A 12786-nucleotide genomic window follows, 5' to 3' on the forward strand; every position below is an offset into this window, starting at 1 on the left:
ACCGTCGGGGTATGCCTCGCGACGACACGGAGAGCACCGAGACCGCCCGACCGGCACGCCGGTTGGCGCTGCGCTACTGGGTGGCGCTGATCTTGGTCGCCCTGGCTGCAATCTTCGTCGCGCAGAACCGTGATCGGGTGGGTGTACACGTGCTGTGGGTGACCGTCGAGTCGCCGATGTGGTTCATCTTGGTCATCATTTTCGTCATGGGCCTACTCATCGGACTGCTGCTGCGCCGGCGACGGCGAACCTGATCATGGCCAGACCGCGCCGAACCACACCCCGCCCGCATGCCGCCGGAATGAGTTCGGCGATCAAGCTTCTCGAGCTCGCGGCGCACACGGTACCGATCCCGGCGGCGCCTCAACCCGTCGTCATCGCCGACTACGGGGCCGGCACCGCGCACAATTCGATGCAACCGATCAACGCCGCCATCGCCGCGGTGCGCAGCCGCACCCGACCCGAGCACTCGATTCTGGTGACGCACACCGATGTCGCCGACAACGACTTCTCCACGATGTTCCGGATCCTGGAGGAGGATCCGGAGTCCTATCGGCACCGAGATTCGGCCACCTTCAGTTCGGCGATCGGCCGGTCGTTCTACAGCCAGATCCTGCCATCGAACAGCGTGCACCTCGGCTGGTCGGCCTGGGCGGTAGCGCGACTGAGCACGGTGCCCATGCCTGTCGCCGACCACGTCGTCGCGGCCTACAGCAACGACGAGCGGGTGCGCGCTGCCTATGCCAGGCAGGCAGCTCACGATTGGCACGAGTTCATCGCTTTCCGGGGCCGCGAACTGTGCCCGGGTGGTCGGCTGGTGGTGTTGACGACCGCAGTGGACGATGACGGTGATTTGGGCTATCGCCCGCTGTTCCGCGCCGTCGTCGGTGCGCTGACCGAGCTGATCGCCGCCGGTGTGGTAAGCGCCGAGGAGGCGACGCGCATGTCGTTGCCGATCGCGGGACGGCGTGCCGCGGATTTCACCGCACCGTTCGCGCCGTCGGGACGGTTCGAGCGGCTGGAGATCCAGCACGTCGAGCTGATCGACGCAGACGACCGAATCTTCAACGCCTACCGAAGTGACAAGGACGCAGGCGCTTTCGGCACCCGCTGGGCCGATTTCCTCAGATTCACGGCATTCGCCGATCTGGGGGCGACACTAGAAGGTGGACCCGACCGGTTGCCGGTGTTCTACGACCGGCTGCATGCTTGCATCGCGGCACGGTTGTCCGCCGAGCCCGAGGAGATGCGCATTCCGATCGCCGCGGTGGTGTTGGAGAAACGCCGGCCGAGCCAGTGATCACACCGGCGACCAAGTTGGCAGAGCCGCGTCGATCAGATGCGGACCCGGCTCCGACAGCGCCGCGCGGAACTGGTCGGCAAGCTCGTCGGCGGTGGTGGCCCGGGTGGCCGGAACTCCGAATCCCTGCGCTATCGAGGCGAAGTCGATATCCGGCCGGCTCAGGTCGAGCAGTGAGCGCGACCGTTCCCCGTTGGCCTCGGTGCCCACCCGCAACAACTCGAGCTGCAGGATGGCGTAGGCGTGGTTGTTCAGGATCACCACGGTGACGTCGAGTTGCTCGCGGGCCATCGTCCACAGTGCCGAAATGGTGTATGCGGCACTGCCATCAGACTGCAGGGCGATGACCGGTCGGTCCGGCGCGGCGATTGCGGCTCCCACCGCGACCGGCAAGCCCTGTCCGATAGCACCGCCGGTCAGGGTGAGGACATCGTGGCGCGGCGCGGACGCGGTGGCCGCCGGCAGGAACACGCCGCTGGTGTTGGCCTCGTCGGAGATGATCGCGTTTTCCGGCAGTAGCGCCGCGATCACCTGCGCCAGATTCTGTGGATTGAGTGGGCCGGTGGGCAACTCGGTCGGGCACGGCGGCGGCGCGGCGGGTAGCGTTCCACCCAATTCGGCTGCCAGTGCGGCCAATTCATGGACCGACAGCGCACATACCTCGGCACCTTCGGGTACCAGCACACTCGGCTTGCCCGGGTAGGCGAAAAACGACACCGGCGATTTCGCACCGACCAACACCAGATGCGTTGCCCCGGAGAGTTGTTGGGTCGCCTGCTCGGCCAGGTAGCCGAGCCGTTCGATGGGCGGCACGCCCTGTCCGCGGGCCAGCCGGGCCGGAAAAGTCTCGACCAGCACGCGCGCCCCGGTTGCCGCACCGATCCGTGCCGCTGCCCGTAGACCGTCCGCGTGGGTCGCAGCACCGCCCAGCAATACCACAGCACGCTCCCCCTGGGTGCACAGTAACTCGGCGGCGTCGGCGACATCCATGAGGCCGGCCGGTCCGTCACCAACTGGATGTCCGATACCTGTGTCGGGCAAGGGGTACTGCGGCGTGCTGCCCCAGGAATAGTCGGCAGGCAGGACCAGGGTGGCGACACGTCCGGGCGTGCCAGTCGCGCTCTGCACCGCAGCGTGCACGGCGGCATCGAGGCCGGCGGCTGATTCGGGCCGGTGCACCGAACCGCCGGTCCAGTACCCGAGCGCATCGATGTCCGATTCGAGCGGCGCGTCGAGCGGTTGGTGGTAGGTCGCATGATCGCCGACGACGTTGACCACCGGGGTGAACGCGCGCCGGGCGTTGTGCAGGTTAGCCAGACCGTTGGCCATCCCTGGGCCGAGGTGTAGCAGGGTCGCCGCGGGAGTGCCGGCGATGCGGGCGTACCCGTCGGCCGCTCCGGTGGCGACGCCTTCGAACAGGCACAGCACCGGGCGCATCGCGGGAGCGGAATCCAGCGCGGCAACGAAGTGCATCTCGGACGTGCCCGGGTTGGCGAAGCACACGTCGACGCCCTCGGCGAGCAGACGGTTCACCACCACTTCGGCGCCGGTGCTCATGAGCGCCTGGCCATCAACAACAGTCCGCCGATACCCAGCGCGGCATCCTCGGCGACGGTGGCCATGTTCCAGAACCCGCGGCGGTCTCCGCTGCGGATCGCCGCCAGGCGCGTCATGGCCAGCAGGAGCGCGGCCACCGACCACGACCCGAGAAAAGCCTCTGCTCTTCGCCCCCTGGCGTAGGCGACGATGCCGTAGCCCAGGCCTGCGTTGAAGGCCCCGATTTCACGTTGATACCACCGGTCATGCACCCATCCATAGTGGTCTGCCACCCTCCCGGGCGCCAGTACATGTCCGGTGAACGCGCCGGCGGCCATCGCCAACGCTCCCGCCCCGAGTACCAGTTCCGCAGTGCCGTGTTTGGTCATCTCCACCCGCTCCTCTATTGACTGATTATCAATCAATATGGCACGGTAGGCGGGAACACCAACCGGAGTCAATCGGGGACAGACATGAGACGACGTCGAATCAACCTGGCCGGCAAGCGAATTGTGCTTACCGGCGCCTCTACCGGAATCGGCCGGGAAATGGCCATGGCCCTGTCCCGTCAGGGTGCCGAACTGGTAGTAGTGGCCCGGCGGGAAGGCCTGCTCAACAAGCTGGCGGACGAAATTTCGCACGCCGGAGGCACCAGTCCCCGTGTCCTGGCCGCCGACCTCGCCGAGCCAGGGTCGGCCGCGCGCGTCGGAGCGCACGCACTCGACGCCCTTGGCGGCGTAGACATCGTCATCAACAACGCGGGCGCCAATTTGACCGGGCCACAATCACTGATCGCCGATTCGGCTTTTGCTCGTGAGGTTTTCGAGGTGAACGTGTGGTCGCCGCTCGCACTCACCGCGGCGCTTCTGCCTGCGATGCACGCCGCGGGCGCCGGCACGATCGTCAATGTCACTTCTACGGTGCAGGCGGTTCCGTTGCCGCTACTCGGGTACTACGCGGCGTCCAAGGCGGCACTCGCCCAGGCAACCAGGTCGTTGCGGTTGGAGCTGGCCGAGACCGGCATCCGGGTACTCGAGGTAGTGCCCGGCTCGACCGACACCGCCCTGCGCGATGTCGATGAACTTCCCTGGAAGACGAGACCTCCGCGAACACTGCCTCCGGTATCGCCGGCATCGACCGCCAGGGCTGTCGTCCGCGGCCTGCAACGTGGCGCCACCCGGGTCGTCTATCCCTCCTACTCGTTGGTGCCGCTCGAAATCCCGGCATTCGGCCGGCTCGTGGCCGCGGTCGGCGGCCGACGGGTCAACACCCTCGACGCACTGGAACTGGGGACCCGATGATCCGCCTCGTCCTCAGCGACCGGCAGATCCGCGTCGGCACCACACTGGGACTCATCCACGTCCTGGTCGCGCTGGTCGCCCATTTCGCGGTACCCACATCGCTGGAGAGCCGACTGGGGCTGACCGCCGATCCCTGGTTTCGCCGCGAAACCGGCACGGTCAACGCCGGATTCGCCTACGGCCTGTACCGAGTCTCCCGTGGGGAGCGGGACGCCACCTTCATCCGGAGCACTGCCATCAGCGGGCTGCTGATGGCGGCGGTGCGCGCCGTCGCGACGCTACGCGGGCGTCGGGGTGGCCCGCTGTCGGCTCTGGTACTCACCAGCGATCTGGTCCTGGGACTGGGCGGACTGGTGCTGGCCCGGCAGTTCGACCGATGAGCGGGCAGCCCGGGGTGTGCGTGAGCGCCGCCGATCTGGACCAGTCGCCGCGACCCGGCGCACCGCACAAGCTGGCCCACATCGTGTTCAAGACGCCACGAGCAGCCGAGATGGCGGACTGGTATTGCCGCGCCCTGGATGCCGTCGTGGTGTTCGACGATAGCCGGATCACCTTTCTGACCTACGATCACGAACATCACCGCATCGCGCTGATCAAAGTGCCTCGGCTGCTTAGGTTTCCGGGGATGGTGTGGAAACTGCACCGCAAGGTTTACGGCGTCGACCACATCGCGTTCTCCTACCCAGACCTCAAGGCGCTGCTGGCCACCCACCGCCGGCTGGCCGACGCCGGCATCGCACCGGTGTGGTGCATCAACCATGGCCCCACCACCTCGATGTACTACGAGGACCCGGACGGGAATCGGATCGAACTCCAGGTCGACAACTTCACCACGAATCAGGAACTGCTGGATTGGCTCGACGGCGGCCAGTTCGACGCCAACCCGATCGGCGTCGAGTTCGATCCCGATGTGCTGCAACGACTGGTGACTGCCGGCGTCCCGGGACTCACCCGGCGAGGGTCGGCGCCGCCCGAAGGTCGACCCGCCCGAGCCGGAATGCGCACACTGCGCTGGAAAACTCTGTAGGAGCATGTGAAATGCGATTGGCCACCTTCTCACCGGGAACCGGTGAGCCTCGGGCAGGCGCCGTCCTCGGTGACGAGATCGCCGACCTGAGCGCCTGTGACGGCGGTCCCGACTCGATCCTGAGCCTGTTGCAGCGGTCCGATTGGACGACCGCGGCAACATCGCTGCTGGCGCATGCACCCCGCTATCCGCTCGAGACCGTCGTGTGGCATGCACCGGTTCCGACACCGTCGTTGTTCATGGCCATCGGGCTCAACGCGCCCGACCACCGACGGGACGTCAACGTCGGTTGGTTGCTGCGCGAACCACGGCTCGTCAGGATCGCCGCGGGCTACCTTCTCGCCCATCCACGTCCGCGGTATCCGTTCTTCTTCGCCAAGGCACCATCGTCGATCGTCGGGCACGGCGCTCCGATCGTGCTGCCCAAAGGCGCCAGACAGGTCGACTGGGAAGGCGAGCTCGCGGTTATCATCGGCACCGGCATCCACGACGTGGGCGAGGACGAGGCCCGCACGGCGATCGCGGGTTACCTGATCGCCAACGATGTATCGATCCGCGACTGGCAGACCGACAATCCCACCGCGACCGCACTGGCGAAAAGTCACCCCAGCCACGGTCCGCTCGGACCATGGCTGGTGACCGCCGACGAACTCGACCTGCGTACCGCCGAGTTGCGCACCTACCTCAACGGCGAGCAGCGGCAGCGCGGCAGGATCAGCGATCTGCTGCTGTCCCCCGCGCAGGTGGTCAGCCGGCTCAGCCGGTTCTGCGCCCTGCGGCCCGGTGATGTGGTGGCATGCGGAACGTTCGGTGGCACCGGCTGGCCGGTCGGCCGGTTCCTCCGGCCCGGCGACACGGTACGTATCGAGATCGATGGCATCGGGTCCTTGAGCAATCCCGTTAGCCTGGGCTGATGCCAGCCAAACCGGCCGTCGCCGACCGGCGTCAACTGATCATCGACGCGGCCCGAAAACTCTTCGCGACCCGCCCCTATGACCAGGTCACCACATCGGAGATCGCGAAGAACGCGGGCGTGGCGTACGGGTTGATCGCCCATCACTTCGAGAACAAGCGCGGCCTGTACCTGGCGGTGATGAACGAGATCGCGGCGGAGATCACGGCGGCGCAGACAGCGCCCGCGCCCCCAGGTGCATCGCTGGTGGATCAGCTGCGCCATGCCCTGCGCGCTCATATCACCCACATCGATTCGTACTCCGACAGTTTCGTCGCATTGCTTCGCGGCGCATTGGGCGCCGATGCCGAACATCAGTCAGCTGTCGAGCGTCTTCGATGGCTGGGGGCCCAACGAATTCTGTTGGCACTCGGAGTCGTCGAACCCATCGCACCCACCCTGCGCACCGCCATGCACGGCTGGATCGGATTCCTCGACGAGATGATGATCGACCGCATCACCCATCGCGATGTGGACGTCGACACCCTGGTCGAACTCGCTGCCACGGCACTGGCGACGTCGTTGCGGACTGCCGCCGCTCTCGACTCGTCGATCGCCTACGCCCCCGAGGCCGTCCAAGCCCTGAAGGAGATCGGCGCGGGCCTGAACTGACGCCAACCGCAACCAATTTCCGGCACCGAAACAGCTTCAAGGGTGCGACAACTTTCGTCAGGTGCCACGGGTGGCGACGTCGTGCACCATCAACGCAGATGAAAACTCCATGGTGGTCGCCGGATCGGCAAGGTTCACCTCGCACAACTGCTCGACGCGTCGAAGTCGTTGCGCGACGGTGTTGGAATGGATCACCAGCGCCTTGGCGGTCGCGTTGCGGTCATGCCTGTTTGCGAAGTAGCTCCGCAACGTCGTCATCAACTCGGTGCGATGGTTCGCGTCATAGTCGATCACCGGCTTGAGCGTTCGAGCGGCGAACGCCGCGAGTTTGGCCGGCTCGTTCAGTTGGAGCAGCAATCCGACGAGACCGAGATCCTCGAGGGTGACCGTAGTGCCGGATCTGCCGCCCTGCACCGCGATATCCAACGCTCCCTTGGCAATGTGGTAGGCCTCGCCGACGCTGTCGGCGCAGGACGCAGCGACGGCGGCAGTGGCCGTGATCTCCTGTGAAACTTGGGCCATCGCGCGCTGGACCATGACGCCGGGCGCTTCTCTGGTGTCGGACGCTTCCGGCCACAGCGTGACAAGCATGCCGCCGTGCATCGCCACCAACGGCTTCGGCCGGTAGGCCGAGCTCAACTCCGTCACCGCCGCCAGCGCACGCTGCCACGCCAGGCGGGCGGCCACGTCGGTGGACCCGGCCAGTGTTGCCACGATTGCGACGTGAGGGATGCTGAGGTCATGACCGAGCCGGCGGGCACGGGTCAACAAGGGGTCGGACAGGGACCCGCTGCTGGACAACACATCGGTCAGCAATTCCCCGCTGAGCCGCCTTTCCACCTCGGCCGCCGTCTGTTCCCGCAGCAGCTCGACCGACACCACGATGGACGCGTGTTCGACGGCCCGAACCTGGAGTGGGTCAAGCGTTTCGGCGTCGCCGGGGAACCAGATTCGTGCGGCCACTTCTGTTCCCAACCGCACGCGGGCAACAAGCCACCCGCTGAGGTCGCCGTCGACATCGGCGACGGCCTCGACCGTCGCCGTGGCCTCAGTAGGCATGAATTCGGCCGTTGCCGAACGTGCTGCGGGAGTGGGAAATTCGATACCGTCCCCAGTGCGGGCCAGCTCAGCTTGGCGCCCGTCATCGATCAGCACCGGTCGGCCGATGAGATCGCTCAGCGCGGCAGCGATCCCAGTGATCCCGCCGGAACGCAATGTGACCGTCAACAGCCGCTCGTGGATCTGCTCTGATCGGGCCAGCGCGTCGCGTTGTTCACGCAATGAGCCGGTGAGGGTGCGCAACTCGTCGAGACGGCGCGCCGAAGTGACCGCGATCGCGGCGTGGTTGGCCAGCAAGATCAGCCGCTCGATCTCGTACCGGGTGAACGTGTGAACCGAGGCGTAGTAGCCGTTGAGAGTCCCCAACACGTCAGCGCCGGCCACCAGCGGTACGGCGACAATGGCGCGGTATCCCTGTTCTTGCGCGACGCCGGCCCAGAGCGCGAACTCAGGCTCGCCTCGCACGTCCCGAATGGACACGGGTTCGCCGCGGTGGAATGCCCGGCTCGAGGGCGATCCGCTGTCGAGCCGGATGGGCCTGTCGGTATTGACCTGTTGGACGTATTCCTCCGACAGGCCGCTCCATCCCTGCACCACCAGCCGATCGCGATTCGCATCAGGGACGAGGACGCCGCAGAAGTCGAAACCCAGCAGTGTCCGCGCTGTGTCGGCGACCAGACAGAGAACCTCCCGCAGATCGGCATCGGCACAGGCTTGAGCGCTGAGACTGCGTAGCGCTGCCAGCCACGTCACCAGTTCCGCACCGGGCCGTTGATTGTCCGTCGAGGAGGCCACGCGCTCAGTGTGCCGCAGATAGAGATGTCTGGATAGACATAAATATAGAAGAAGTATGTCTAGCCAGACATTGAAGGGTCGCCCCCGTGTGACGACACTCATGTCCCATGACCCACGTCTCACTGGAGAGCACGCCCCACACGCCGAGTTCGGCCGTTCTGCCCGGCCAGTTCCGCGACATCCTCAACCCCGCCACCGGCGAAGTGATCGCCACGCTGCCAGAACAGGGCGACCGCGAAGTGGACGCCGCAGTTTCCACCGCGCGCAGGGCATTCGAGGTCGGGCCGTGGCCGAGCATGGTCCGCAGCGACCGCGCCAGGCTTCTGCTGCGCATCGCCGATGCCATCGAGAACTCCAGCGAGACGCTCTACACCCTCGAAACCCGCAACAATGGCCGGCCGATCACCGAAACCCGGGCACAGCTGTCCCGGGTACCGGAATGGTTCCGGTACAACGCCGGGCTGTTGGCGGCCCAGCGCCAGGCCGTGCTTCCCGGGGATGGCCCGTACCTCTCCTATCAGCAGCGGCTACCGCTCGGCGTGTGTGGCATCATCACGCCGTTCAACCATCCGATGCTCATCCTGGCGCGCAGCCTGTCGGCCGCGCTGGCCAACGGAAACACCGTGGTGGTCAAGCCGTCCGAGCTGACCCCGCTGACCACCCTGGCCCTCGCTGACATCCTCGCTGAGGCAGGATTACCCCACGGTGTACTGAACGTCGTCACAGGTGCACGCGAGGCCGGCGAGCGCCTGACCCACCATCCCGATATCGCCAAGATCACCCTCACCGGTGGCACCGAGGCAGGCCGCTCGGCGGCGGTCGCGACTGCAGCGCGGTTCGCGCGCATCACGGCCGAACTAGGCGGCAAGACACCGGTGCTGCTGTTCGACGATGTCGACCCCGCCGTCGCCGCGGAGGGCGCGGCATTCGCGGCGTTCGTCGCGGCAGGCCAGTCGTGCGTGGCCGGTTCCCGATTCCTGGTGCAGCGCGGCATCTACGACGAATTCGTCGGCGCGCTCGCCGCCCGCGCGCAGGCGATTCGGCTCGGCGATCCGGCGTTGCCCGGTACCCAGATGGGACCACTCATCAGCGCCCGCCAGCGGGACAAGGTGGCGGCCCTGATCCAGACCGGTGTGGACGAGGGCGCCACTCTCCAGGCCGGAGGCCGGACCCTTTCTCTGCCAAGCCCGTTCGACCACGGATTCTTCCTGCCGCCCACCGTGCTTTCCGACGCCACCATGACCATGACCGTCGCGCGTGAAGAGATCTTCGGCCCGGTGGCGGTGGTCATCCCGTTCGATGACGAGTGCGACGCGATACGCATGGCCAACGACAACCCCTACGGGCTCGGTGCCGGCCTGTGGACCACCGACGTCAGTCGGGCACACCGCGTGGCAGCCCAGATCAACGCGGGCATGGTGTGGGTCAACGACCACCACCGCCTCGAACCATCGTTGCCCTGGGGCGGCATCAAGGAGTCCGGTTCCGGGAAAGACGCCGGCACAGAGTCATTCGAGGATTTCTCCTGGGTCAAGACGATCGTTGTGCGCACCGCGGCCGACCACGTCGACTGGTACGGCGGCCGGCCGCAGGGCCGGCTCAACTGACCCTTCCCCGAAACCACGAAAGGCACATCCATGTCCACAGGACGTTGGCATCAGGACATCACCCGGACACAATGGCTCGTACTGGCAGGCACCACCTTGGGCTGGGGGCTCGACGGCTTCGCAGGCAGCCTCTACGTCCTCGTTCTCGGTCCGGCCATGAACGAACTGCTGCCCAACAGCGGTATCGGTACCGACGGAGCGGCGATCGGCTTCTACGGCGGGCTGACTGTCGCCTTGTTCCTCATCGGCTGGGCCACCGGAGGCATCCTGTTCGGGATGCTCGCCGACTACTTCGGCCGCACCCGGGTGTTGTCAGTAGGCATCCTTACCTACGCCGTCTTCAGCGCTCTGGCCGTGTTCGCCGAGACCTGGTGGCAACTCGGAATTCTGCGCTTCATCGCGGGCCTCGGCTCCGGGGTCGAGGCCCCGGTAGGCGCGGCACTCATCGCAGAATCCTGGCGCAACCGCTTCCGTGCCCGTGCAGGCGGGGTCATGATGGCCGGATACGCGGCCGGGTTCTTCATGGCAGCCGCGGCGTACGCGCTGCTCGGCGATCACGGCTGGCGCGCCATGATGCTGCTCGCAGGCATCCCGGCGCTGGTAGTCTGGTTCATCCGCCGCTACGTACCCGAGCCGCCCGAAATCGGCGCCCATCTGCAGGCCCGAAAGGAACGGAAAGCGCTCGGCCGCAACCACGATCACGATCGATTCGTGCTGCGGCGCCTCTTCGCTCCCCCGCTGCTGCACCCGATGCTGGTGTGCACCGCACTGGCTACCGGAGCACTCATCTCGTTCTGGAGCGTGTCGACCTGGTACCCGCAGATCATCCGGCAGATGACCACCGCCGACGGCCTTGGCCGAGCCGTCGCCGACCACCGGGTCGCGGTGGCGGCCATGCTCTTCAACGCCGGCGGCATCATCGGTTATGCCGCATGGGGTTTCGTGGCCGACGCCATCGGCCGCAAGAAAGCCTTCCTCATCAGCTTCGTGGTGTCGGCCGTCGCGATCGCTTGGACGTTCCCGATCGACCGCAGCTACACCGAGATGCTCGTGGCCATGCCACTTCTCGGCTTCGGCTTGTTTGGCGCGCTGTCGGGCACCTTCATCTACGGCCCAGAACTGTTTCCGCCCAGTGTGCGCGCCACCGCGCTGGCGATCTGCAACAGCGTGGGCCGCTACATCACCGCACTGGGGCCATTCACCGCAGGTGTGATCGCCACCTCGTGGTTCGGCGGAAACCTCGGCATCGCCACGGCATCGGTGTCTGCGATCGGGCTGGTCGCCGTCATCGGCCTCGCTTTCGCGCGCGAAACCCGTGGGGAGCCGATGCCGGTCGACCACAACGCCGTCCAAGACATTCCATTGAGCGAAAAGAGCACGTCATGACCGAATACGCCAATGCGTCGGCGATCGTCGTCGGAGGATCCATCGGAGGGCTGACGACTGCCCTGCTGTTGCGCGAACTGGGATTCCACGTCGACGTCTACGAACGCACCCCGGTCCCCCTCGACGGCCGCGGCAGCGGCATCGTCCTGCAACCCGACACCGTGCGCTGGTTCGCCGAACGCAGCCGCCAGAACCTGGCCGACCTGCATACCTCCACCGACTACGTGCAGTACCTCGACCCCAGCGGGGCGGTCATCCACCGCGAACGCGCTGTGTGGACCTACACCTCGTGGGGCACGTTCTACCGTGCGCTGCTTGCCGACTTCGGTCCCGAGCACTACCACTACGGCGAGTTCGCCTGCGGCTTCGACCAGGATGCCGACACGGTGACCGTGCGGTTCGTCAGCGGAAGAACAGCCCGAGCCGACTTGGTGGTGTTCGCCGACGGCATCAGTTCGCCGGCACGTGAATTCTTCGACCCCGACGCCAAACTCGCCTATTCGGGCTATGTCGGCTGGCGGGGCACCGTCGCGCTGTCAGACCTCAGCGCGCAGACCCGCGAAACGCTCGGCGATGCCGTCACCTACACCGTCATCCCGAATTCCCACATCACCATGTACCCCATCCCCGGCGAAGCCGGCCTCGACGAGGCCGACCGTCTGATGAACTACGTCTGGTACCGCAACGTTTCGGCCGGGCCCCAGCTCACTGAACTGCTCACCGACAAGCGGGGATTCACCGGATCGGTGTCCGTGCACCCCGGGCAGGTACAGGACCGCTTCATCACCGAACTACGCGCAGCGGCCAACATGCAGTTGGCCCCCGCGGTGGCCGAGGTGGTCGCCGCCACCGCCCAGCCCTATCTGCAGGTGTTGTCGGACGTTCGTTCCTCGCGGATGGCGCTCGGCCGGGCCGCACTGATCGGAGATGCCGCATGCGCATCGCGGCCACACGCGGCGGCGGGAACCGCCAAGGCCGCGGCGGACGCCTGGGCCCTGGCCGACGCGTTGGCCGCCTCATCGGGCGACATCACCTCGGCCCTGTCGAAGTGGGAGCCGGCTCAGCTGCAACTCAGCGACACGCTCCTGCGCCGAGTGGTCGACATGGGCGAACGCTCCCAGTTCCGCAACACCTGGACGCCCGGCGACCCGGATCTGCGATTCGGCCTGTATGGGCCCGGGCGCTAAAACCCTTCGATAAGAGAGGAACTC

At 66.5% G+C, this 12786-nt stretch carries 13 protein-coding genes; 10 read left to right on the forward strand and 3 right to left on the reverse strand.

Annotated elements, in window-relative coordinates; genetic code table 11:
• Positions 1 to 11 precede the first annotated feature (11 nt).
• The gene (locus tag AB0876_RS24805; protein WP_526043164.1) at positions 12 to 254 is read left to right on the forward strand and encodes an LPXTG cell wall anchor domain-containing protein; all 243 of its coding nucleotides are present in this window, start codon (positions 12 to 14) and stop codon (positions 252 to 254) included.
• A gap of 2 nt (positions 255 to 256) precedes the next feature.
• The gene (locus AB0876_RS24810) at positions 257 to 1300 is read left to right on the forward strand and encodes a class I SAM-dependent methyltransferase (RefSeq protein ID WP_526043165.1); all 1044 of its coding nucleotides are present in this window, start codon (positions 257 to 259) and stop codon (positions 1298 to 1300) included.
• Here the strand turns inward: AB0876_RS24810 and AB0876_RS24815 are convergent, their stop codons facing one another.
• Together AB0876_RS24815 and AB0876_RS24820 are read right to left on the reverse strand one after the other, a co-directional pair.
• A complete protein-coding gene (locus AB0876_RS24815; RefSeq protein ID WP_526043166.1) occupies positions 1301 to 2857 on the reverse strand; it encodes an acetolactate synthase large subunit in 1557 nt (518 codons plus the stop codon).
• Positions 2854 to 3225 carry a hypothetical protein gene (locus AB0876_RS24820; RefSeq protein WP_526043167.1) on the reverse strand — a complete coding sequence of 124 codons (372 nt, stop codon included), beginning with the start codon at positions 3223 to 3225 and terminating at the stop codon, positions 2854 to 2856. The genes AB0876_RS24815 and AB0876_RS24820 overlap by 4 nt, the downstream gene beginning before the upstream one ends.
• Before the next feature lie 84 nt (positions 3226 to 3309).
• Between AB0876_RS24820 and AB0876_RS24825 the strand changes: the two genes are divergently transcribed.
• From AB0876_RS24825 to AB0876_RS24845, 5 genes are read left to right on the forward strand one after another with little or no spacing between them, the layout of a single operon-like run.
• Positions 3310 to 4137, forward strand: a complete 828-nt coding sequence (locus tag AB0876_RS24825; RefSeq protein WP_526043168.1) for an SDR family NAD(P)-dependent oxidoreductase — start codon at positions 3310 to 3312, stop codon at positions 4135 to 4137.
• Positions 4134 to 4517, forward strand: a complete 384-nt coding sequence (locus AB0876_RS24830) for a hypothetical protein (protein WP_526043169.1) — start codon at positions 4134 to 4136, stop codon at positions 4515 to 4517. Before AB0876_RS24825 ends, AB0876_RS24830 begins: the two co-directional genes overlap by 4 nt.
• Positions 4514 to 5164, forward strand: a complete 651-nt coding sequence (locus tag AB0876_RS24835; protein ID WP_526043170.1) for a VOC family protein — start codon at positions 4514 to 4516, stop codon at positions 5162 to 5164. The genes AB0876_RS24830 and AB0876_RS24835 overlap by 4 nt, the downstream gene beginning before the upstream one ends.
• 11 nt (positions 5165 to 5175) lie before the next feature.
• Entirely contained in the window at positions 5176 to 6078 is a 903-nt protein-coding gene (locus AB0876_RS24840) for a fumarylacetoacetate hydrolase family protein (protein ID WP_526043171.1), read from the forward strand.
• Positions 6078 to 6728 (forward strand): TetR/AcrR family transcriptional regulator, encoded by a 651-nt coding sequence (locus AB0876_RS24845; protein ID WP_526043172.1) that lies wholly within the window; start codon positions 6078 to 6080, stop codon positions 6726 to 6728. The genes AB0876_RS24840 and AB0876_RS24845 overlap by 1 nt, the downstream gene beginning before the upstream one ends.
• A gap of 57 nt (positions 6729 to 6785) precedes the next feature.
• Here AB0876_RS24845 and AB0876_RS24850 read toward each other — a convergent pair whose 3' ends face one another.
• Complete coding sequence (locus AB0876_RS24850) at positions 6786 to 8684, reverse strand: helix-turn-helix domain-containing protein (protein WP_526043173.1); 1899 nt, start codon at positions 8682 to 8684, stop codon at positions 6786 to 6788.
• A 5-nt stretch (positions 8685 to 8689) separates the two neighbouring features.
• Between AB0876_RS24850 and AB0876_RS24855 the strand changes: the two genes are divergently transcribed.
• Genes AB0876_RS24855 through AB0876_RS24865 form a run of 3 tightly spaced genes read left to right on the forward strand, consistent with a single transcriptional unit; the run spans position 8690 to position 12762 of the window.
• Complete coding sequence (locus AB0876_RS24855; protein ID WP_526043174.1) at positions 8690 to 10189, forward strand: aldehyde dehydrogenase; 1500 nt, start codon at positions 8690 to 8692, stop codon at positions 10187 to 10189.
• 30 nt (positions 10190 to 10219) lie between these two features.
• Positions 10220 to 11575: an MFS transporter gene (locus AB0876_RS24860; protein WP_526043175.1), complete on the forward strand. Its 1356-nt coding sequence runs from the start codon at positions 10220 to 10222 to the stop codon at positions 11573 to 11575.
• On the forward strand, positions 11572 to 12762 hold the full coding sequence (locus AB0876_RS24865) for an FAD-dependent oxidoreductase (RefSeq protein WP_526043176.1): 1191 nt from the start codon (positions 11572 to 11574) through the stop codon (positions 12760 to 12762). Before AB0876_RS24860 ends, AB0876_RS24865 begins: the two co-directional genes overlap by 4 nt.
• Positions 12763 to 12786: the final 24 nt, after the last annotated feature.

Source organism: Mycobacterium sp. NPDC049093, from assembly GCF_040704635.1.
Classification (GTDB): domain Bacteria; phylum Actinomycetota; class Actinomycetes; order Mycobacteriales; family Mycobacteriaceae; genus Mycobacterium.

Bases quoted from the DNA above. Each gene is read 5' to 3' on its own strand.
- AB0876_RS24805 (WP_526043164.1), top strand. From the start codon at position 12: ATGCCTCGCGACGACACGGAGAGCACCGAGACCGCCCGACCGGCACGC.
- AB0876_RS24810 (WP_526043165.1), top strand. From the start codon at position 257: ATGGCCAGACCGCGCCGAACCACACCCCGCCCGCATGCCGCCGGAATG.
- AB0876_RS24815 (WP_526043166.1), bottom strand. From the start codon at position 2,857: ATGAGCACCGGCGCCGAAGTGGTGGTGAACCGTCTGCTCGCCGAGGGC.
- AB0876_RS24820 (WP_526043167.1), bottom strand. From the start codon at position 3,225: ATGACCAAACACGGCACTGCGGAACTGGTACTCGGGGCGGGAGCGTTG.
- AB0876_RS24825 (WP_526043168.1), top strand. From the start codon at position 3,310: ATGAGACGACGTCGAATCAACCTGGCCGGCAAGCGAATTGTGCTTACC.
- AB0876_RS24830 (WP_526043169.1), top strand. From the start codon at position 4,134: ATGATCCGCCTCGTCCTCAGCGACCGGCAGATCCGCGTCGGCACCACA.
- AB0876_RS24835 (WP_526043170.1), top strand. From the start codon at position 4,514: ATGAGCGGGCAGCCCGGGGTGTGCGTGAGCGCCGCCGATCTGGACCAG.
- AB0876_RS24840 (WP_526043171.1), top strand. From the start codon at position 5,176: ATGCGATTGGCCACCTTCTCACCGGGAACCGGTGAGCCTCGGGCAGGC.
- AB0876_RS24845 (WP_526043172.1), top strand. From the start codon at position 6,078: ATGCCAGCCAAACCGGCCGTCGCCGACCGGCGTCAACTGATCATCGAC.
- AB0876_RS24850 (WP_526043173.1), bottom strand. From the start codon at position 8,684: ATGAGTGTCGTCACACGGGGGCGACCCTTCAATGTCTGGCTAGACATA.
- AB0876_RS24855 (WP_526043174.1), top strand. From the start codon at position 8,690: ATGACCCACGTCTCACTGGAGAGCACGCCCCACACGCCGAGTTCGGCC.
- AB0876_RS24860 (WP_526043175.1), top strand. From the start codon at position 10,220: ATGTCCACAGGACGTTGGCATCAGGACATCACCCGGACACAATGGCTC.
- AB0876_RS24865 (WP_526043176.1), top strand. From the start codon at position 11,572: ATGACCGAATACGCCAATGCGTCGGCGATCGTCGTCGGAGGATCCATC.